Origin of the sequence: Pseudoclavibacter sp. AY1F1 (assembly GCF_002931075.1) — a bacterium.
Lineage (GTDB): Bacteria > Actinomycetota > Actinomycetes > Actinomycetales > Microbacteriaceae > Pseudoclavibacter.
Window position 1 is genome coordinate 189,511 of sequence record NZ_PSTQ01000006.1, and the last position, 20,270, is coordinate 209,780.

A 20,270-nucleotide genomic window follows, 5' to 3' on the forward strand; every position below is an offset into this window, starting at 1 on the left:
AGGACGCTCCGCCGACGTTCGGTGTGATGAGCGGTAGCACCAACAACGCAGCGCGCTTTGTGCGCAGGAAGAAGTCGACACCATGATCGAGAGTCCGCGCAACGCGCGTGTCAAGGAAGTCAGGAAGCTCGCGCAGAAGTCGGAGCGCCAGGAGACCGGCCTCTTCGTCATCGAGGGCCCCCAGGCGGTGCGCGAGGCGCTCGTCTCGCGCCCAGAGCTCATCGAGGAGCTGTTCGTCACCCCGACGGCGCTCGAGCGGCACTCCGAGCTGCGTGGTCTTGCTGAGGAGGCGCAGCTCGAGGTCGCGTTCGCGAGCGAGGAAGCCATCGACGCGATGGCCGACACCCGCACCCCGCAGGGCGTCATCGCGGTCTGCCGCCAGTTCCCCTCGTCGATTCGGGATGCGCTGAGCGGTTCCCCGAAGCTGGTGGCCATCCTCGAGGAGGTGCGCGACCCGGGCAACCTCGGCACGATCATCCGTGCAGCGGATGCTGCTGGGGCCGACGCCATCATCCTCACGGGGCGTACCGTCGACCTGTACAACTCGAAGGTCGTGCGCTCGAGCACGGGCTCCATCTTCCACCTGCCGATCGCGGTTGAGGTGACGCTCGACGTTGCCACCTCTCGCGCCCGTGACGCCGGCCTGCGCGTGGTGGCTGCAGACATCGACGGAGCCGACCTGCTCTCCGCCCGCGACTCCGGCGAGCTGGCGCAGCCGACGGCTTGGCTCTTCGGCAATGAGGCGCGTGGGCTGGATGCAGAGCAGCTGGCCTATGCGGACGCAACCTTGAGTGTTCCGATCTACGGGCAGGCCGAGTCCATGAACCTCGCGACGGCCGCGTCCGTCCTCCTGTACGAGAGTGCGTTCGCGCAGCGCGCCTAGGAGCAGCGCAGCTCAAGGGGCGCCCGGGCCGTCCGCGATCTTCGCGGGTTGGACCCGGGCGTTTCTGTGTTCCTTCTGCCGCCTGCGGCCTGCCCCCGGACTCGTCACTTCTCGGGAGATTCTGGGTGAGGCGCCGCCGAGATCCGCCTCGCTACTGGGGTGCCCCGCTCCTGGGGCAGCCGGGTTCTCCCGATGAGTGAAAAATCTGCTGGCAGCTGGCAGCTGGCAGCTGGCAGCTGGGACGCGCGGGGCCGCGCGACGCGCATGGGATCGCGAGTCCGTGAGCGCCTGGCGTCTCGAAGCGAAACGAAAAGCTCCCCGCGAGCCGGAACTGAGAACCTCAGTACCTGCTCGCGGGGAGCTCTTCTGGCGAAGATCGCTTAGAGACGGTCTCCGTCGTCCTTCTTGCGGAGGTCGATCTGGCGTTGCGCTTCCGCCTTGTCGTGTTTCGCCTTCTGGCGCTCGTCTTCTTCGAGCTCCAGCACGTCCGACTGCTGGACCAGGATGAGCTCCGTGTCGGTCACGTTGCCCGCGTTGCCAACAGGCTTGGCTTCCACCTCGGTTGTGCCCTGGACCTTCGGGTTCGCCGAGATGCGCTTCTGCGCAACGGTGGCGAGGTAGGACAGCAGGACACACGTCAGGATGTACACCCCGCCGATCACGATCGTGACGGGGATGTACGGCGTGCCGTAGTTGAGCTGGCTACCCATCAGCTTGGCGAGGTACAGCAGCTCGTTGTAGGTGATGATCGATCCGAGTGCCGTGTCCTTCAGCGTCACGACGAGCTGCGCGATGATGACCGGCAGCATGGATCGAATCGCCTGTGGAAGCAGGATGAGCTGCATCACGCCGGTCTTTCGCAGACCGATTGCGTATCCGGCCTCCGACTGGCCGCGCGGAAGCGACTCGACGCCGCTTCGGATGACCTCGGAGAGCACCGAGCCGTTATAGGCGATCAGCGCGATGACGACGGCCCAGAACGGGTCCATCCTCACGCCGAGGCCCGGAAGGGCGTAGTACAGGAGCATCATGAGGATCAGCACCGGGATGGCGCGCAGGACCTCGACGACGACCGTCACCGGGATGCGGACCCAGGAGTGGTCGGAGAGGCGCCCGATTGCGAGGATGAAGCCCAGCGCGAGCGCACCGACGGCGGCGACGAGGAACGCGCTCAGCGTGGCCCAGAGCGCCTGCAGGATCTGTGTCCAGATCGCGCCGTAGCCGAAGATCTGCCACTTGTTGGCGCTGAGGTTTCCCGTGACGCCGAGTCGGTAGACGATCAAGGCGGCAAGCGCGACGACCACAGCGATGGTGACGATGCTGAGGATGCGGTTTCGTGCCAGAGCCCTGGGGCCCGGCACGTCGTAGAGCACTGAAGTCTGGCTCATCGTGCGACCTTCCAGTGTCGTTCGAGCGCGTTCTGCACCCAGGAGAGGAGAAGGACCAGGGCGACGAAGACCGCTGCGACCACGAGCAGGACGCCAAGGGCATCTTCGCCCCGTTCGCTCATGTTCGCGCGGATGCTGCCGAGGTTGACGACCGAGAACCCTGCGGCCACTGTCGTGTTCTTGAGGAGCGCGATGAGCACGCTCATCATGGGTGGCACGACGGCTCGTGCGGCTTGAGGCAGCACGATGAGCGACATGACCTGCCCGAACGGGAGGCCGATGGCGCGAGCCGCTTCGGCCTGGCCGACGGGCACGGTGTTGATGCCGCTTCGCAGCACCTCGGCCACGTAGGTGGCCGTGTAGATGCCAAGAGCGAGGATGCCGAGGGTGAGGTAGTCCGCCTGTCCGATCGGGAACAAGACGGGCACCGCAAACGCGAAGATGAAGAAGACCAGCGTCAGCGGAGTGTTGCGGATGATGTTGACGTACGCGGCCCCGACCATCTGCGCGATCGGGACGGGCGAGACTCGCATGGCGCCGACGATGAAGCCGAGAACCAACGCGAGCAAGGCGCCGCCGAAGAAGAGGATGAGTGTCCCCACGAGGGAGGCTCCCCAGAGGTCGAGGTGGTTCGTGATGATGTCGAACACGCTCGCCTTCCTTTCTGAGATAGGGCGCGGGGCGCCCTAGGTGCGAACGAGCGGCGGCGAGATTGTGGTCTCGCCGCCGCTCGCCTGTGGGATTAGTAGCGGTCGGGCGCTGGCTGCGAGACCGTGGTTCCGGAGGAGCCGAGGTTGTAGTCGAAGATCGACTGCCACACGTCGCCACCCTCTTCGAGGGTCGTGTTGAAGTGGTCGCGCAGAGCGTCGTCGCCCTTTGCGAGGCCGATGCCGTAGAGCTCAGTGCTGAAGGGCTCGCCGACGACCTTGAGCGCTTCAGGGTTCTGTGCCGCGTAGCCGATGAGGATGGCCTCGTCGGTCGTGACAGCGTCGACCTGTCCGTTGATGAGCGCCTCGACGCACTCCGAGTACTTCTCGAACTCGGTCGTCTTGACCTCTGGGTACTTCTCGCGGATGTTCTGGATCGGCGTGGAGCCGGTCGCGGAGCAGACGTTCGTCTCTGCGCTCAGGTCATCGACGCCCGTGATCTCGGAGTCAGCGCCGACGAGCAGGCCCTGGCCGGTCTCGAAGTACGGGCCAGCGAAGTCGATCTGGTCCTTGCGCTTGTCGGTGATCGAGTAGGTGCCGACGTAGTAGTCGATGTCACCGTTGATGATGGCCTGCTCGCGGTTCGCGGACGGGATCGCCTTGAACTCGATGTTCTCGTCGGAGACGCCGAGCGAAGCTGCCATCCAGCGGGCGACGTCGACGTCGAAGCCGGTGCGCTCTCCGGTGACTGCATCCAGGTAGCCGAGGTTCGGCTGGTCTTCCTTGACACCGACGACGACCTTGCCGCCAGCGGCGGTGATCTTGTCGAACGTGGGCGAGCCCTCGATCGTGACGTCGGTCGCGACGTCGAAGACGGGTGCTTCACCGGTCGTGGTGCCCTCTTCGCCACCACCTGCTGCCGGCGGCGCCCCCTCGGCGCAGCCAGTCAGTACGAGTGAGGCCAGGATGCCTGCGCCGAGAATGGCGCTGAGCTTGGTCTTTCGCATTTGCTTCTCCTTCTGTTGGAAGTCTGTTGAGTCGTGCAAGACGGGTGAGGCGCGGATCCGCGCCGACCGTCAGTGGGTGATGAGCTTGGAGAGGAAGTCCTTGGCGCGGTCGGTCTTCGGGTGCGTGAAGAAGTCCTCTGGGGACTGGTCTTCGAGCACCTGGCCGTCGGCCATGAAGACGACCCGGTCGGCAGCCTTGCGCGCGAAGCCCATCTCGTGGGTCACGACGATCATGGTCATGCCCTCTTTCGCGAGGTCGACCATCACGTCGAGGACTTCGTTGATCATCTCGGGGTCGAGCGCGCTGGTGGGCTCGTCGAAGAGCATCACCTTCGGCTTCATGGCAAGCGCACGCGCGATAGCAACGCGCTGCTGCTGGCCGCCCGAGAGCTGGGCCGGGAACTTCGCGGCCTGGTGACCGATGCCGACGCGGTCGAGAAGCGCCTTTGCCTCTTTCTCGGCGTCCGCCCTCGAGAGCTTCCTGACCTTGATGGGGCCGAGCGCGACGTTCTCGAGGATGGTCTTGTGGGCGAAGAGGTTGAAGGACTGGAAGACCATTCCGACGTCAGCTCGCAGTGCGGCGAGGGCTTTCCCTTCTTTGGGTAGCACCTTCCCGTCAATGCGGATTTCCCCCGAGGTGATCGTCTCGAGTCGATTGATCGTGCGGCACAGGGTCGACTTTCCGGAACCGGATGGTCCGATGACGACGACGACCTGACCGCGCTCGACGCTGAGGTTGATGTCCTTCAGGGCGTGGAATTCACCGTAGTGCTTCTCGACGTGGTCAACGACGACGAGGGGCTCGCTCTGATTTTGCATGGTGTGATTCCACCACAGCGTCAGACTCGGTCGACGCCCATTTCTCGCTTTCGAAACGAGATGGTTACCTGATCGGTGCACAGCGGGCGCGTTTTCGGTGCTCTTGGATACACCTCAACCCTGGAAGATCGCCGGATTTACGCGGATTTCTACCGTTCGACGGGATGAAGCCACATTCTCACAAAGACGTTCACCCGGCCTGTCTCGCGTCGTGAGAAAGCATGATTTCGGATCCTGGAGCCGATGGCCCTGCCGTTCGGTAAACTCGACACTTGTGTCTGACGCCTCATCGAACCCCATCACGCAGGAAGCCGTTGGCTCCGCGGTCGACGCGGCGCTCGCCGCCATCGCCGCGGCGCCCGACCTGACAGCACTCAAGCGAGTGCGCGCCGAGCATCTGGCGGAGGGCTCAGCGATTGCGTCGCTGAACGCCGCCATGCGAGCCGTTCCCAAGGAGAGCAAGAAGGAAGCGGGCCAGCTCATCGGGCAGGCCCGCAGCCGGGTCAACGAAGCCTTTGCAGCTCGCGAGGGCGAGCTGGCGCAGGCGGAGGCAGCCGCACGTCTCGCCGTCGAGACTGTCGACGTCACGCTCGCGCGGCCCGCGCGCGCGCCCGGCGCCCGGCATCCGCTCACCGTCCTCCAGGACCGCGTGAGCGACATCTTCGTCGGAATGGGCTGGGAGATCGCGGAAGGTCCCGAGCTCGAGAGCGAGTGGTTCAACTTCGATTCGCTCAACTTCGACGCCGACCACCCGGCGCGGGCCATGCAGGACACGTTCTTCGTGGAGCCAGCAGACCGCCACCTCGTCATGCGCACGCACACCTCACCGGTTCAGATGCGTTCCCTCATCGAGCGCGGCGTCCCTCTCTACGTGCTCGCGCCAGGCCGCACGTACCGCACCGACGAACTCGACGCGACGCACACGCCCGTCTTCACGCAGTTCGAGGGCATCGCGATCGACAAGGGCCTCACCATGGCTCACCTCCGCGGCACGCTCGAGCACTTTGCGACGTCGATGTTCGGCGACGAAGCGCGCATCCGACTGCGCAACAACTACTTCCCGTTCACGGAGCCGAGCGCTGAGATGGACATCTGGCACCCGGGCGCCAAGGGCGGCCCGCGCTGGATCGAGTGGGGCGGCTGCGGCATGGTGCACCCCAACGTCCTGCTCGCGGCGGGCGTCGACCCGGAGGAGTACCAGGGCTTCGCGTTCGGCATGGGTGTCGAGCGCACCCTGATGTTCCGCAACGCGCTCACCGACATGCGAGACATGGTCGAGGGCGATGTCCGCTTCAGCACCCAGTTCGGAATGGTGATCTAGTCATGCGTGCCCCACTCTCCTGGCTCCGCGAATACGCGGAGATTCCGGCATCGGTCTCCCCGGCGTCCGTGCTCGACGCCTTCGTTCGCGTCGGGCTGGAAGACGAGGCCGTTCACGGCACCCAGCTGCAGGGTCCGATCGTCGTCGGCGAAGTGCTCTCCGCTGAGCCAGAACCCCAGTCGAACGGCAAGACCATCAACTGGTGCCAGGTCCGCGTCGCGCCAGAAGGGCAGCTTGCGGCCGACGGGGGCGCGGATGTGCGCGGCATCGTCTGCGGTGCGCACAACTTCGGAGTCGGCGACTCGGTCGTCGTCACGCTTCCTGGCGCGGTTCTTCCCGGTGACTTCGCAATCGCGGCCCGGAAGACTTATGGGCACGTCTCCGACGGCATGATCGCCTCGCAGCGTGAGCTCGGGATGGGGGATGACCACGAGGGCATCATCGTCCTGTCGCGCCTCGGAGTGGCAGCGGCCCCTGGCACTGACGCCATCGAGCTGCTCGGGCTCACCGAGCAGGCGATCGAGGTCAATGTCACGCCAGACCGCGGCTACGCGATGTCGATTCGAGGGCTCGTCCGCGAGTACTCGAACGCGACGGACGTCGCTTTCACGGACCCGGCCCTCCGACCGCAGCTCGAGTCGATCCTGGCCGAGGCCATCGCGGCTGACGCGCAGGACGTGCGCGTGCAGGTGTTGATCGATGACGACGCCACCGTGCGTGACCAGCCGATGGCACCCGTCTTCGTGGGGCTCGTCGTCGAGGGCATCGATGCGACGCGGCCAACCCCGATCTGGATGGCCCAGCGACTCCGCCTCGCGGGTATCCGCCCGCTTGGCGTCGCCATCGACATCACGAACTACGTCATGCTCGAGCTCGGCCAGCCGATCCACGGCTACGACCTTGACAAGCTCCGCGGTGGCATCCACGTGAGGCGTGCCAGCGAAGGCGAGCAGCTGACGACCCTCGACGGCAAGCAGCGCACGCTCAGCGCCGAGGACATCCTCATCACCGACGACCGCGGCCCCATCGGGCTTGCCGGGGTCATGGGTGGCGAGGAGACCGAGCTCAGCACCGAGACCCGCAACGTGTTCATCGAGGCTGCGTCATTCTCGCCGATCTCGATCGCCCGCACGGCACGCAGACACAAGCTCCCGAGCGAGGCGTCGCGGCGCTTCGAGCGCAGAGTTGATCCTCGAGTTGCACAGCCCGCGGCGGCCCGCGTGGCCGAGCTGCTCGTCGAGCACGCAGGCGGACGCGTCGTGCGCGCCGGCAGCGTGCACGAGCAGATCCCGACACCAGAGTCGTTGACTCTGCCGGTTGATGCCGCCTCGCGCATCATGGGCGTCGACTACACGCTCGAGGAGACGGTCGGGGCACTGCGCGCCGTCGGCTGCGAGGTCTGGGAAGAGGCCGAGGGGCTCCTCGGGGTCACCGTGCCGAGCTGGCGCGGCGACCTCACCGAGCCGGTCACACTCGTAGAGGAGATCGGGCGGCTGTGCGACTTCGAGCGCATCCCTTCTCGTCTTCCTGTGGCACCTCCGGGGCGTGGCCTCACTCGTGAGCAGCGGCTCCGCCGCGCTGCCGCCGACGTGCTCGCCAGCTCCGGCGCCGTTGAGGTGCAGAGCTACCCGTTCGTGGCTGAGGCGGACACCGTCACCTTCGGTCGGCCGGATGAGGGCGACGTCGCGGCGGTCAAGCTCGCAAACCCGCTTGACCCTCGTGCAGCGTGGCTCCGCACGAGTCTCCTGCCTGGGCTCCTGACCATCGCGCACCGCAACGTCTCGCGCGGTCTCACCGACCTCTCGATCTTTGAGACGGGAACAGTCTTCAAGCCGGAGTCTGGCGTCGTCTACGGCGTCGACGAGGTGCCGGCGGTCGCCGTGCGGCCGACCCCGGAGCGCATCGCGGAGTTGGAGGCTGGACTGCCGCCGCAGCCGAGGCACGCCGCAGGTCTCGTGCTCGGGCAGCGCGAGCCGAAGCGGCCGGGACACGCGCCAGTCGCCGCATCCTGGCAGGACGCGCTCGAGCTCGTCTCGCAGCTCGGTCTCGCGACCGGCGCCGAGATCCAGGTCCGTCAGGGCTCGCACCGTGCCTTCCACCCTGGTCGGTGCGCTGAGCTCTTCGTGAGCCATGGCGCGGACGAGGTTGTTGTCGGCTACGCGGGCGAAGTGCACCCGGACATCGCGGAGGGCGCTGATCTTCCGCGAGTCGTCGCGGCCTTCGAGGTCAACCTCGATGCGGTCATCGAGCTCGCTCTGCGGGAGATCCTGCCAGAGCCGATCTCGACCTTCCCGGCGGCGACGCAGGACCTGAGCCTCGTCGTGGATGCGTCAGTGCCGGCGGCAGCGGTCTCGAGCGCAGTGAGCGAGGGCGCTGGTCCGCTCCTCGAGCAGCTGACGGTCGTCGACGACTACCGCGGGGCGGGGCTGGAGGCGGGTCAGAAGAGCCTCACCTTCGCGCTTCGCTTCCGCGCCACCGACCGCACGCTGACGGCGGCCGAGGCCAGCGATGCCAAGGAATCCGGCGCAGCGCTTGCCGCGGGGCGCTTCGGCGCGACGATGCGAGCCTGACGAACGAGCATCCAAAAGCAATCGCCCGGCCCCTGATGGGGTCGGGCGATTCGGCTTTGTCTCGAGTTTGTCTTGAGCAGCTGAGGGATGGGCGGCTCGGGGCTGTCCGGAGGTCTCAGCTGTCGCGCGAGACAGCCGCCTCTTTCAAGCTCGCCTCGAGGGCAACCCAGGAGAGCATGGCGCACTTCACGCGCATGACGAACTTGGAGACGCCCTGGAAGGCCACCGCGTCTTCGAGGAGGTCCTCGTCTGGCTCTGACCCGTCGCGTGTCCGGAGCATGAGGCGGAACGCGGCGACGAGCTCCTCGATCTCGGTCGTGGACTTGCCGACGGCGAGCTCGCTGAGCACGGATGCTGACGCCATGGAGATGCTGCAGCCGTCGCCCTGCCAGGCGAGCTCAGAGAGGCTCTCGCCCGCTTCGTCGAGTTTCACGCGCACGGTGATTTCGTCGCCGCAGCTGGGGTTGCGCTCGAAGTGCTCCGCGTCGGCATCGGCGAGCGGGCCCTCGCCCGCCCGCTTCTTCGAGTGCTCGAGGATGAGCTGCTGGTAGAGGCCGTCGAGCGCGCTCACGCGTCGACTCCGAACCAGGCTCGGATCTGGCCGACTGCGAACACGAGCCGGTCGATGTCGGCTCGGGTCGTGTAGAGGTAGCTGCTCGCCCGGGTGGATGCCGTGAGCCCGAGCCTGCGGTGCAGCGGCTGCGCGCAGTGGTGACCGCCGCGAACGGCGATGCCCTTCGAGTCCAGGAACTGGGTCACGTCGTGGGAGTGGACCCCCTCGACAGCGAAACTCACGAGGCCGGCGCGTGGCACGCCGGCTGGCTCGCCGATGATGCGGACACCGGGGATGCCGGAGAGGCCTGCGAGGAGCAGCTGACCCATCTCGGCCTCGTGCCCCGCCACAGCATCCATGCCCACCGATTCCAGGTAGCGGACTGCTTCAGCGAGGGCGACGGCCTGCGAGACCGGCTGCGTGCCGGCCTCGAAGCGCGTCGGGGGAGCCATGAAGTCGCTGGCCTCCATCGTCACGGTAGTGATCATCGACCCACCGGTGCGGGCAGGCGGGAGCGCCTCCAGCATCTCGGCGCGCCCGTAGAGCACTCCGACACCGTTGGGGCCGAGCATCTTGTGCCCGGAGAAGGCGGCGAAGTCGACACCGATTGCCGGGAAGTTCACGGGGAGGTGCGGCACGGACTGGCAAGCGTCGAGCACGACGATCGCTCCGGCTTCGTGCGCGAGCCCGGTGAGGCGGTTCGCGTCGGCGACGAGGCCGGTCACGTTGGAGACGTGTGCGAAGGCGAAGACCTTCGTGCGGGGGGAGATGAGGGCCGCGGCGTCTTCGACGCTCCACGTGCCTCGGTCGTTCACTGGAACGTAGACGAGTGTCGCCCCGGTGTCGAGGGCGAGCTCCTGCCACGGCACGAGGTTCGCGTGGTGCTCGGCCTCCGTGATGAGGATCTCGTCGCCTTCGCCGATCGCGAGGCGGGAGGCGCGCGGGCCGCCACGGCCGGCGCTCGCGATCCGGATGCCGCCGGTCACGAGGTTGATGGCGTCGGTCGCGTTCAGCGTCCACGAGATCTGCTCTGGAGCAGCTCCCACGAAGCGCGCAACCGTCTCTCGAGCGTCTTCGAAGGCCACCGTCGAGAGTGCCGCGAGCGTGTGTGCCCCGCGGTGGACGGCGGCGTTCTCGGTCTCGAGGAATCGGCGCTCGGTCTCCAGGACCTGCGTGGGTCTCTGCGACGTGGCGCCGGAGTCGAGGTACACGAGCGCCTCGCCGTTGACCTCCTGATCCAAGATCGGAAAGTCCTCTCGCAGCTCCAGCACGCGCGCGTCGCTCAGAGCGTGGGGAGCCGCTTGGATCGCGTCGGCCTCGGCGGGGGAGGCTGGGCCTTCGGTGTTCAGTGTCACATCGTCCTCTCGTTGGCTTCGCGCCGCCGACGCGTGAACGTCGAGGCCTCAGCCTGTCAAGCCTACGAGTGCAACGAGCGCTCTGCCCCATGCATTCCCTCAGCTGTGCTTCCGATGCGCATTCGCCTGGCGGCCGGTGGGGGTGGCACGGCCTAGGATGAACGGCATGGCTTTCTCCGTTGCAGTAGCTGGGGCGAGCGGGTACGCAGGCGGCGAGCTCCTGCGAATTCTCGCCTCGCATCCCGAACTCGAGGTCCGTACCGTCACCGCACACGCGAATGCGGGCGAGCGACTCCTCCGTGTGCATCCGCACCTCGCGAGCTACGCCGACCTCGTGCTGGAGCCGACAACCGCGGAGGTCCTCAGCGGCCACGACGTGGTCTTCCTGGCCCTGCCGCACGGGGCGTCCGGCGCCATCTCGGCTGAGCTCGGCGAAGACACGCTCGTGATCGACTGCGGTGCCGACCACCGCCTCGAGCGCGAGGAGGACTGGGCCGAGTACTACGGCGGCGACTTCTTCGGTTCCTGGGCCTACGGCCTGCCCGAGCTGGAGCTCTCCGAGTCCACAGTCAAGCAGCGCTCGAATCTCGCGGGTGTGTCCCGTGTGGCGGTGCCTGGCTGCAACGTCACGGCGATCACCCTCGCCCTTGCGCCCGCCCTCCACCGCGGGCTCGTGCACGCGGCCGACCTCACCGCCGTCCTTGCTGTCGGTCCCTCAGGGGCCGGCAAGAAGGCCGCCGTGTCGTTGCTGGGCTCCGAGCTCATCGGCTCCGCGAACCCCTACGCAGTGACTGGTGGCCACAGGCACAATCCGGAGGTCAGGCAGAACCTCAGGCGTGCAGGCGGGGCCGAGGTCACGCTCGCCTTCACTCCCGTTCTCGTGCCAATGGCCCGAGGCATCCTGGCCACGACGACGGCCCGCCTCGCCGACGGGGTCGACGCGGCCGCGCTTCGCGCCGCCTACGAAGAGTCCTACGGCGCCGAGCGCTTCGTGCAGCTCCTCCCGGAAGACGAGTGGCCGCGGACGGGCGACGTGACCGGCTCGAACCGCGCGTCGATCGGCATCGGCATCGACGAGCGGGCCGGCAGATTTGTGGCCGTTGCCGCCATCGACAACCTCGGCAAGGGCACTGCGGGCGCCGCAGTGCAGTCAGCGAACATCGCCCTCGGACTCGAAGAGTCCCTCGGCCTTCCCCTGGACGGAGTGGCACCGTGAGCGTGACCGCAGCAGCAGGCTTCCGCGCGGCAGGTGCCGCGGCAGGCATCAAGTCGGAGGGGCGACGCGACGTCGCACTCGTCGTCAACGACGGGCCGAGCGCGGCCTGTGCCGCGGTGTTCACGAGCAACCGCTGCAAGGCCAACCCCATCCTGTGGTCGCAGGAGGCCATTCGAGGTGGCTCGATCTCGGCGATCGTCCTGAACTCCGGCGGCGCGAACTGCTACACGGGTTCCTTCGGATTCCAGACCACGCACCAGACGGCGGAGGCTGTCGCAGCCAAGCTCGGCATCGGTGCGGGTGACGTGCTGGTCTGCTCGACCGGCCTCATCGGCGTCGGCGACCAGAGCTTCCGCGACGGCGTGCTGCGTGGAGTCGAGCTCACCGCTGACTCCCTTGCTGACACGACGGAGGCGGGCGAGGAAGCCTCGCTCGCGATCATGACGACCGACTCGAAGCCGAAGCGATCCGTGCGCGACGGCGACGGCTACGTCGTGGGTGCGATGGCCAAAGGCGCAGGGATGCTCGCGCCTGGGCTCGCGACGATGCTCGTGGTCATCACGACGGACGCCGACCTGGAGTCCGCTGCACTCGACCGCGCCCTGCGCGCCGCCACACGCGTGACGTTCGACCGCGTCGATTCGGACGGCTGCATGTCGACCAACGACCAGGTCACTCTCATGGCCTCCGGCGCGAGCGGCGTCACTCCAAATGAAGCGGCCTTCACGACGGTCCTCACCGAGGTGTGCGCCGACCTGGCTCGCCAGCTGCAGCAGGACGCCGAAGGTGCCAGCCACGACGTGACGATCACGACCATCGGCGCGGCGACCGAACAGGACGCTCTCGACGCCTCGCGAGCCGTCGCCCGTTCGAACCTCTTCAAGGCCGCGATCTTCGGCAACGACCCGAACTGGGGGCGCGTGCTCGCCGCGGTCGGCACGACCGACGCGGAGTTCGACCCGCAGGCGCTCGACGTCACGATCAACGGAGTCATGGTCTGCCGTGCGGGAACTCCCCACGAGTCCGCTGAGCTCGTCGACCTCACCCCGCGCGACACGAATGTCGTGATCGACCTTCATGCGGGCGTCAGCGAGGCGACCATCCTCACCAACGACCTGACGCACGACTACGTCCACGAGAACAGCGCCTACTCGTCCTGACGAACAGCGACACTCCTGGTGAGGAGAGGCACCCGCCGAGCGGATGTCCGACCAGACCGACGGTTTCTGACCGGCCCGAAAGGGGCAGCATGACCACTCCCGACCTGTACGAGAAGGCGACCTCCAAGGTCGAGACGCTCATCGAGGCCCTGCCTTGGATGCAGGAGTTCGCGGGTCGCGTGCTCGTGATCAAGTTCGGCGGCAACGCCATGGTCGACACCGAGCTCTTCGAGGCCTTCGCGTCTGACATCGCGTTCCTGCGCTACGCGGGCATCAAGCCGGTCATCGTGCACGGCGGCGGACCCCACATCTCGCGGATGCTCGGCAAGCTGCGCATCGAGAGCGAGTTCAAGGACGGCTACCGCGTGACGAGCGAAGAGGCGATGGAAGTCGTCCGCATGGTGCTCGGAGGCCAGGTGGCGCGCGAGCTCGTGGCGGCGATCAACGAACGAGCTCCGATCGCGGTTGCCACCAGCGGTGAGGACGCCGGACTCTTCCAGGCGAGGCGGAAGAAGCTCTTCATCGACGGCGAGACCGTCGACCTCGGTCTGGTCGGTGAGATCGAGAGCGTTGACCCGACCGTGGTCAAGGCAGATATCGCGGCAGGTCGCATCCCCGTCGTCTCATCGATCGCGAGTGACATCGACTCGCCGCGCAAAGCCCTCAACATCAACGCTGACCGAGCCGCGTCTGCGCTCGCTCAGGCCCTCGGCGCCGCGAAGCTCATCATGCTGACCGATGTCGCCGGCCTCTACCGTGACTGGCCCGACATCGATTCGCTGATCTCGGAGATCAACCTCGACGAGCTCCGGACTTTGCTGCCAACGCTGTCGGCAGGCATGATCCCGAAAGTACAGGCGTGCATCGAAGCTGTCGAGGGCGGCGTCGAACAGGCGGCCATCATCGACGGCCGCGTTCCGCACTCGATGCTGCTCGAGATCTTCACGACTGAGGGCTTCGGCACCAAGGTTTCCGCTTAGCAGCCGAATGCTGCCCGAACGAGCGCCTGACGCTTCGACTTCGCTCTCTGACCCACCGAAAGGCCACACTGTGATTCGCCACTTCCTTCGCGACGACGACCTGACACCAGCAGAGCAGCGCGAGGTGCTCGAGCTCGCCACTGTGCTCAAGCGCGATCGATTCTCTGCACGTCCGCTCGAGGGGCCCCGCAGCGTGGCAGTGATCTTCGACAAGACCTCGACGCGCACACGCGTCTCCTTCCACGTCGGCATCTCGGAGCTCGGCGGCTCACCGCTCATCATCTCGACGGCGTCGAGCCAACTCGGCGGCAAGGAGACCGCTTCGGACACCGCTCGTGTTCTCGAGCGCCAGGTTGCGGCTATCGTCTGGCGGACCTACGCGCAGAGCGGGCTCGAGGAGATGGCGCAGGGGGCTCTGGTGCCTGTTGTCAACGCGCTGAGCGACGACTTCCACCCGTGCCAGCTGCTCGCCGATCTGCTGACCGTCAACGAGCACCTCGGTGCGCCGGCAGGACGCACGCTCGTGTTCCTCGGCGATGGGGAGAGCAACATGGGGCACTCGTATCTGCTCGCGTGTGCGACGGCCGGGATGCACGTGCGTATCGCCGCGCCCGCTGGCTACCAGCCGCGGGCTGACGTCGTCGCAGACGCCGAGCGGATCGCCGCCGAGACTGGCGGCTCCGTGGTCGTCGGCGACGACATCGACAGCCTGGTCGCCGGGGCCGACGTCGTCGTGACCGACACGTGGGTCTCGATGGGACGCGAGGACGAGAAGCAGAGCCGCATCGACGCGCTCAGTGCCTACCGCGTCACCGAGGACACGATGGCCAAGGCCGCGGAGGGCGCGATCTTCCTGCACTGCCTTCCGGCCGACCGAGGCTACGAGGTTGATGCCGCCGTCATCGACGGGCCGCAGTCCGTCATCTGGGACGAGGCCGAGAACCGCCTGCACGCCCAGAAGGCGCTGCTCGTCTGGTTGCTCGCCAAAGCCGCGGCCTGACCAGCCCATCCACCACACATAGACTGAACACAAGACTCAAACGCTAGGAGCATTGATGACGGAACGCGTCGTTCTCGCATACTCCGGAGGTCTCGACACCTCCGTCGGCATCGGTTGGCTGAAGGACGCCACCGGCAAGGACGTGGTCGCACTCGCGATCGACGTCGGCCAGGCCGGTGAAGACATGGAGAAGGTGCGGCAGCGAGCGCTCGACTGCGGCGCTGTCGAATCGGTGGTCATCGACGCTCGCGAGGAGTTCGCGAGCGACTACATCGTGCCAGCGCTCAAGGCAAACGCTCTCTATCAGAAGCGCTACCCGCTGGTCTCTGCGCTCTCACGGCCGCTCATCGCGAAGCACCTCGCGAAGACCGCTCGCGAGCTTGGCGCTGACTCGATCGCGCACGGCTGCACGGGCAAGGGCAACGACCAGGTTCGCTTCGAGGCCGCTGTCGCTGCCGTGGCTCCCGAGCTCACCTCCATCGCCCCCGTCCGCGACCTCGCGCTGACCCGCGACAAGGCGATCGTGTACGCGCAGGAGCACAACCTGCCGATCGAGCAGTCGAAGAAGAGCCCATACTCGATCGATCAGAACGTCTGGGGTCGTGCCGTCGAGACCGGGTTCCTCGAGGACCCGTGGAACCCACCCATCGAAGACCTCTACACCTACACGCAGGACCCGGACCTGACGCGCGAGCCCACAGAGGTCACGGTCACGTTCGAACAGGGTGTTCCGGTCAAGATCAACGGTGAGTCGCTGTCTCCGATCCAGGTCGTCGAGCTCATGAACAAGCTCGCTGGTGACCAGGGAGTCGGCCGTATCGATGTCGTCGAGGACCGCCTTGTGGGCATCAAGAGCCGCGAGATCTACGAGTCGCCGGCAGGCCTAGCGCTCATTGAGGCGCACGAGCACCTCGAGGACCTCACGATCGAGCGCGACGTCGCACGCTTCAAGCGCGGCATCGAAGCCGAATGGTCGAACCTCGTCTACGACGGTCTTTGGTTCTCCGGCCTCAAGCGCTCGCTCGATGCATTCATCAACCACACGCAGGAGCACGTCTCCGGCGAAGTGCGCATGACGCTGCACGGTGGTCGCGCTGTTGTCACCGGTCGCCGCTCCGACGAGTCGCTGTACGACTACAGCCTGGCCACCTACGACACCGGCGACACGTTCGACCAGTCGCACGCGAAGGGGTTCATCGAACTCTGGAGCCTTCCGTCGAAGATCTCGGCTCGTCGCGACAAGCCGGAACTCTGAGCATGGTCGCATCCGAGGGCGCCTCGAGCTCCGGGGGAGTGACCACGCCGGGCGCGCTCTGGGGCGGTCGCTTCAGCGACGGGCCGTCCCCGGAGTTGGCACGACTCTCGAAGTCGACGCATTTCGACTGGCAGCTCGCGAAGTATGACGTGGCCGGGTCGCGAGCGCACGCTGGTGCGCTCGCGGCCGCGGGCTACCTCGACGATGCTGAGCTCGCCGGCATGTTGGATGCGCTCAGCGAGCTCGAGCGTCGGGTGGTGGCCTTGGAGTTCGTGGCGGCCGAGGACGACGAGGACGTGCACGGCGCGCTCGAACGGGGTCTGATCGAGATCGCCGGACCCGAGCTCGGCGGTAAGCTCCGCGCCGGTCGCAGCCGTAACGACCAGATCGCCACGTTCGTGCGCATGTACCTGCGGGACCACAGCGCGACGATCGCGCAGCAGATCGAGACGCTCGTGGAAGTTCTCGCGCAGCAGGCCGAGCAGAACATCCACGTGATCATGCCCGGCCGCACGCACCTGCAGCACGCGCAGCCCGTCCTGCTCTCGCATCACCTGCTGGCGCATGCGTGGCCACTGGTGCGCGATCTTGATCGGCTCCGTGACTTCGATCGCCGACTCGACGAGTCGCCGTATGGTGCTGGCGCGCTCGCTGGTTCGACGCTCGGCCTCGATGCGGTTCGCGTCGCGCGTGAGCTTGGCTTCGCCTCCTCGTCACCGAACTCGATCGACGCCACGGCGAGCCGCGACCTGGTCGCGGAGTTTGCGTTCATCTCGGCGCAGATCGGCATCGACCTGTCGCGTCTCTCGGAGGAGATCATCCTCTGGAACACGAAGGAGTTCGGATTCGTCACGCTGCACGATGCGTACTCGACGGGGTCGAGCATCATGCCGCAGAAGAAGAACCCGGACATCGCGGAACTCGCGCGTGGCAAGGCGGGGCGCCTCATCGGCAATCTGACCGGACTGCTGGCGACGCTCAAGGCCCTGCCGCTCGCGTACAACCGCGACCTGCAGGAGGACAAAGAGCCGATTTTCGATTCAGTCGAGACGCTCGAGCTCGTGCTGCCGGCGTTCACCGGAATGGTCGCGACGCTCACGTTCCACGGCGAGCGGATGCGCGAACTCGCGCCGCAGGGCTTCTCGCTCGCCACGGACGTGGCCGAGTGGCTCGTCAAGCGGCAGGTCCCGTTCCGCATCGCTCACGAGGTGTCGGGCTCCATGGTTCAGGCGGCGGAGTCCAAGGGCGTCGACCTCGACGGCTTGAGCGACGAGGAGATCTCGGCAGTGTCCGAGTACCTGTCGCCCGAGGTCCGCGAGGTGCTTGTCGTCGAGGGGTCCGTTGCGACCCGCGACGGGCGTGGGGGCACGGCTCCGGTTCGCGTCGCGGAGCAGATCGTCGAGCTCCGCGAACGACTGGCCTCACTCAAGTCCTAGGCCATCGCGTGGGTACGGATCTCCACGCGGCCCTTCGCGAAGGACCGCTCTCAGCAGCAGAAGCGCTGCTGGGGGCGGTCCTTTCGCGTTCGTCACCGGAGGGGGTCGTCTCGATTCGCCTGACTGAGGTCGAGGCGTATGCGGGAGTGGAAGACCCTGGCTCGCATGGGTTCCGTGGCCGAACGGCGAGGAACGCCACGATGTTCGGCCCCGTCGGGTACCTGTACGCGTATCGCATCTACGGCATCCACACGTGCCTCAATGTCGTGGCTGGGGAGCTGGGCACTTCGTCGGCTGTGCTGCTCAGAGCAGGCGAGGTGGTCAGCGGCGTCGAGTTGGCGAGGTCGCGGCGCATTGCCGGTCGTCGCTCGGGTCCTCCACCGAGGGACCACGAGCTGGCTCGGGGGCCGGGCAACCTGGTCACAGCCCTCGGCGCGAGTATCGGCGATGACGAAGCTCGGTTCGACGAGGAGCCGTTTGCGCTCGTCGCTCGAACATCCGGCGATCGAGGTGCAGTGGTACGGGGGCTTCGAGTCGGAGTGGGAGCTCCTGGCGGAGCCTCTCCGTTTGACTGGCGGTTTTGGCTGGAGGGTGAGCCCTCCGTCTCGAAGTACACCGCCCACAAGTCGCTCCGCGCGGGGAGGAGCTGAGACGGCATCTGCTTGATACGGTTGGCCGGTGACTACGCGTGATCTGACGACCCAGCACAACGACGCTACTTTCGAGCACGTTATCGACGAACTCGAGTGGCGCGGGTTCATCCACGTCTCGACCGATTTGGCCGAGCTCAAGGAGCGGATGAACGAGGGGCCGATCACGTACTACTGCGGTTTCGATCCGACCGCTCCGAGCCTGCACCTCGGTCACCTCGTGCAGCTGATCCTTCTTCGGCGTCTCCAGCTCGCCGGCCACAAGCCGCTCGGGCTCGTCGGCGGCTCGACGGGTCTGATCGGGGACCCGCGCCCCACGGCGGAGCGCACCCTCAATTCGCGGGAGACCGTCGCGGAATGGGTCGAGGGCCTGCGCGGGCAGATTGACGGCTACCTGTCGTTCGAGGGTGACAACGCCGCTCGAATGGTGAACAACCTCGACTGGACGGCGCCGCTGTCCGCGATCGACTTCCTACGCGAGATCGGCAAGCACTTCCGTGTCGGTTCGATGCTCAAGAAAGATGCCGTCTCGGCTCGACTCAACTCCGAGGCGGGTATCTCGTACACGGAGTTCAGCTACCAGATTCTGCAGGCCATCGATTTCCTGGAGTTGCACCGCAACTACGGCTGCGTGCTGCAGACGGGCGGCAGCGACCAGTGGGGCAACCTGACATCCGGCGTCGATCTGATCCGCCGCACCGAAGGCGCAAGCGTCCACGCGCTCGGAACCCCGCTCATCACGAACTCGGACGGCACGAAGTTCGGCAAGAGCGAGGGCAACGCGATCTGGATCGATGCCGCGCTCACCAGTCCGTACGCGTTCTACCAGTTCTGGCTCAACACCGACGACGCCGACGTCATCGCGCGCATCAAGATCTTCACGTTCCTGAACCGCGCCGAGATCGCCGAGCTCGAGAAGCTCGTCGCGGACGAGCCGTTCAAGCGCGTCGCGCAGAAGACCCTCGCCTCGAAGGTGACCTCGCTGGTTCATGGCGAGCAGGCAACCGAAGCGGTCATCGCGGCTTCGGCTGCGCTGTTCGGCCAGGGCGAGCTCTCCGCGCTCGACGGTGAAACGCTTCGGTCCGCGATCCTTGAACTCCCGAACGCGGAGATCGAGGATGGAACGCTGCTCGCGCAGGCTCTTGTGGACACGGGTCTCGCGAAGAGTCTCGGCGACGCACGGCGCGGCATCGCGCAGGGTGGTGTCTCGCTCAACAACGAGCGAGTTGCTGATGAGGCAGCGGTCGTGGACCGGGCGGCTGCGCTCGCCGGCGGCGTTGCTGTGCTCCGCCGCGGCAAGAAGACGCTCGCAGGCCTGATTTTCCGGGGCTGACGGCGGTTCGGGGGAGCGTCGACACGCCCGGGATGCGCCCCGAGTTGTGCGCCGCCCCGGCCGTGCGTAATGTAATCACTCGTCAGGCCAACGGAGCGAAACGCGAGAGCGGGTCGCACGGGTCGGACAGTTCTGAAAGAAAGATCAGCATCTGCCACTTGTTCTTGCAAGTTGGAGCAACATGATCTACACTCGGAACTCCTGCCTCACCGGGTAGCAAGATCGTCAGTCTCTGGTTCTTCCAGTTGGTTGTGCGGGGGATGAGCTTCATGCTCACGGTCCGTGTTTCTTGTCCGGGGTTTGCAGTGCAAGCGATTGCTCCTTAGAGATGGCCGCGAGGTCTGAAGAGGGAAGCGCTCGATTCTTGAGAACTCAACAGCGTGCACTATGTCAAATGCCAATTTGATCCCGTGCCTCTTCTTTTTGGAGGGGTAGCCTCTCTTTTTGAGGGGTAAGGATTCCTTTTGGAAACATATTTGGACAATACAAGTCAGTACTGAACTTTCGGGTTTGGTGTTGTTTTGTTTTTTGTCAGTTTCAAACTTGTCATCGCACATTGTGTGGTGGCGTGATGTTTATCAGGCGGCTTTCGGGTCGTTTGGTTGTTATTCATTTACGGAGAGTTTGATCCTGGCTCAGGACGAACGCTGGCGGCGTGCTTAACACATGCAAGTCGAACGATGAAGCCCAGCTTGCT

General features: G+C 66.2%; 17 protein-coding genes and 1 rRNA gene. 12 read left to right on the plus strand and 6 right to left on the minus strand.

Features of this window, described 5'->3' with window-relative positions; genetic code table 11:
- The first annotated feature begins 82 nt into the window (after positions 1 to 82).
- The gene (locus C5B85_RS11460) at positions 83 to 883 is read left to right on the plus strand and encodes an RNA methyltransferase (RefSeq protein ID WP_104286161.1); all 801 of its coding nucleotides are present in this window, start codon (positions 83 to 85) and stop codon (positions 881 to 883) included.
- Positions 884 to 1,263: 380 nt separating this feature from the next.
- On the opposite strand, the gene C5B85_RS11465 is transcribed toward C5B85_RS11460, so the two are convergent.
- From C5B85_RS11465 to C5B85_RS11480, 4 genes are all read right to left on the minus strand, one after another.
- Positions 1,264 to 2,271 (minus strand): amino acid ABC transporter permease, encoded by a 1,008-nt coding sequence (locus tag C5B85_RS11465; protein WP_104286162.1) that lies wholly within the window; start codon positions 2,269 to 2,271, stop codon positions 1,264 to 1,266.
- Positions 2,268 to 2,921 (minus strand): amino acid ABC transporter permease, encoded by a 654-nt coding sequence (locus tag C5B85_RS11470; RefSeq protein ID WP_104286163.1) that lies wholly within the window; start codon positions 2,919 to 2,921, stop codon positions 2,268 to 2,270. Before C5B85_RS11470 ends, C5B85_RS11465 begins: the two co-directional genes overlap by 4 nt.
- A 92-nt stretch (positions 2,922 to 3,013) precedes the next feature.
- Positions 3,014 to 3,925 (minus strand): glutamate ABC transporter substrate-binding protein, encoded by a 912-nt coding sequence (locus C5B85_RS11475; protein ID WP_104286164.1) that lies wholly within the window; start codon positions 3,923 to 3,925, stop codon positions 3,014 to 3,016.
- Between the two features lie 69 nt (positions 3,926 to 3,994).
- The gene (locus C5B85_RS11480; protein WP_104286165.1) at positions 3,995 to 4,744 is read right to left on the minus strand and encodes an amino acid ABC transporter ATP-binding protein; all 750 of its coding nucleotides are present in this window, start codon (positions 4,742 to 4,744) and stop codon (positions 3,995 to 3,997) included.
- Between the two features lie 274 nt (positions 4,745 to 5,018).
- Between C5B85_RS11480 and pheS the strand changes: the two genes are divergently transcribed.
- Together pheS and pheT are read left to right on the plus strand one after the other, a co-directional pair.
- Positions 5,019 to 6,065, plus strand: a complete 1,047-nt coding sequence (gene pheS, locus C5B85_RS11485; RefSeq protein WP_104286166.1) for a phenylalanine--tRNA ligase subunit alpha — start codon at positions 5,019 to 5,021, stop codon at positions 6,063 to 6,065.
- 2 nt (positions 6,066 to 6,067) lie between these two features.
- Positions 6,068 to 8,635, plus strand: a complete 2,568-nt coding sequence (gene pheT, locus C5B85_RS11490) for a phenylalanine--tRNA ligase subunit beta (RefSeq protein WP_104286167.1) — start codon at positions 6,068 to 6,070, stop codon at positions 8,633 to 8,635.
- A 115-nt stretch (positions 8,636 to 8,750) separates the two neighbouring features.
- Here pheT and sufU read toward each other — a convergent pair whose 3' ends face one another.
- The gene (sufU, locus tag C5B85_RS11495; protein ID WP_104286168.1) at positions 8,751 to 9,206 is read right to left on the minus strand and encodes a Fe-S cluster assembly sulfur transfer protein SufU; all 456 of its coding nucleotides are present in this window, start codon (positions 9,204 to 9,206) and stop codon (positions 8,751 to 8,753) included.
- On the minus strand, positions 9,203 to 10,495 hold the full coding sequence (locus tag C5B85_RS11500; RefSeq protein ID WP_258070745.1) for a SufS family cysteine desulfurase: 1,293 nt from the start codon (positions 10,493 to 10,495) through the stop codon (positions 9,203 to 9,205). The genes sufU and C5B85_RS11500 overlap by 4 nt, the downstream gene beginning before the upstream one ends.
- A 214-nt stretch (positions 10,496 to 10,709) precedes the next feature.
- Between C5B85_RS11500 and argC the strand changes: the two genes are divergently transcribed.
- The 9 genes from argC to C5B85_RS11545 form a co-directional block, all read left to right on the plus strand.
- Positions 10,710 to 11,759, plus strand: a complete 1,050-nt coding sequence (gene argC / locus C5B85_RS11505) for an N-acetyl-gamma-glutamyl-phosphate reductase (protein ID WP_104286169.1) — start codon at positions 10,710 to 10,712, stop codon at positions 11,757 to 11,759.
- Positions 11,756 to 12,919 carry a bifunctional glutamate N-acetyltransferase/amino-acid acetyltransferase ArgJ gene (argJ, locus tag C5B85_RS11510; RefSeq protein WP_104286170.1) on the plus strand — a complete coding sequence of 388 codons (1,164 nt, stop codon included), beginning with the start codon at positions 11,756 to 11,758 and terminating at the stop codon, positions 12,917 to 12,919. Before argC ends, argJ begins: the two co-directional genes overlap by 4 nt.
- Positions 12,920 to 13,008: 89 nt before the next feature.
- Positions 13,009 to 13,899: an acetylglutamate kinase gene (gene argB / locus C5B85_RS11515; protein WP_104286171.1), complete on the plus strand. Its 891-nt coding sequence runs from the start codon at positions 13,009 to 13,011 to the stop codon at positions 13,897 to 13,899.
- A 70-nt stretch (positions 13,900 to 13,969) separates the two neighbouring features.
- Complete coding sequence (gene argF / locus C5B85_RS11520) at positions 13,970 to 14,899, plus strand: ornithine carbamoyltransferase (RefSeq protein ID WP_104286172.1); 930 nt, start codon at positions 13,970 to 13,972, stop codon at positions 14,897 to 14,899.
- A gap of 55 nt (positions 14,900 to 14,954) precedes the next feature.
- Complete coding sequence (locus C5B85_RS11525; protein WP_104286173.1) at positions 14,955 to 16,154, plus strand: argininosuccinate synthase; 1,200 nt, start codon at positions 14,955 to 14,957, stop codon at positions 16,152 to 16,154.
- A 2-nt stretch (positions 16,155 to 16,156) separates the two neighbouring features.
- A complete protein-coding gene (gene argH / locus C5B85_RS11530) occupies positions 16,157 to 17,590 on the plus strand; it encodes an argininosuccinate lyase (RefSeq protein ID WP_104286174.1) in 1,434 nt (477 codons plus the stop codon).
- 8 nt (positions 17,591 to 17,598) lie between these two features.
- Positions 17,599 to 18,240 carry a DNA-3-methyladenine glycosylase gene (locus tag C5B85_RS11535; protein WP_104286175.1) on the plus strand — a complete coding sequence of 214 codons (642 nt, stop codon included), beginning with the start codon at positions 17,599 to 17,601 and terminating at the stop codon, positions 18,238 to 18,240.
- A gap of 28 nt (positions 18,241 to 18,268) precedes the next feature.
- Positions 18,269 to 19,573 carry a tyrosine--tRNA ligase gene (tyrS, locus tag C5B85_RS11540; RefSeq protein WP_104286176.1) on the plus strand — a complete coding sequence of 435 codons (1,305 nt, stop codon included), beginning with the start codon at positions 18,269 to 18,271 and terminating at the stop codon, positions 19,571 to 19,573.
- 612 nt (positions 19,574 to 20,185) lie between these two features.
- A 16S ribosomal RNA gene (locus C5B85_RS11545) occupies positions 20,186 to 20,270 on the plus strand; the annotation flags it as partial.

Coding starts and splice junctions, on each gene's coding strand:
- C5B85_RS11460 (WP_104286161.1), top strand. CDS start 83: ATGATCGAGAGTCCGCGCAACGCGCGTGTCAAGGAAGTCAGGAAGCTC.
- C5B85_RS11525 (WP_104286173.1), top strand. CDS start 14,955: ATGACGGAACGCGTCGTTCTCGCATACTCCGGAGGTCTCGACACCTCC.
- C5B85_RS11480 (WP_104286165.1), bottom strand. CDS start 4,744: ATGCAAAATCAGAGCGAGCCCCTCGTCGTCGTTGACCACGTCGAGAAG.
- argB (WP_104286171.1), top strand. CDS start 13,009: ATGACCACTCCCGACCTGTACGAGAAGGCGACCTCCAAGGTCGAGACG.
- C5B85_RS11465 (WP_104286162.1), bottom strand. CDS start 2,271: ATGAGCCAGACTTCAGTGCTCTACGACGTGCCGGGCCCCAGGGCTCTG.
- argH (WP_104286174.1), top strand. CDS start 16,157: ATGGTCGCATCCGAGGGCGCCTCGAGCTCCGGGGGAGTGACCACGCCG.
- argC (WP_104286169.1), top strand. CDS start 10,710: ATGGCTTTCTCCGTTGCAGTAGCTGGGGCGAGCGGGTACGCAGGCGGC.
- C5B85_RS11475 (WP_104286164.1), bottom strand. CDS start 3,925: ATGCGAAAGACCAAGCTCAGCGCCATTCTCGGCGCAGGCATCCTGGCC.
- pheT (WP_104286167.1), top strand. CDS start 6,068: ATGCGTGCCCCACTCTCCTGGCTCCGCGAATACGCGGAGATTCCGGCA.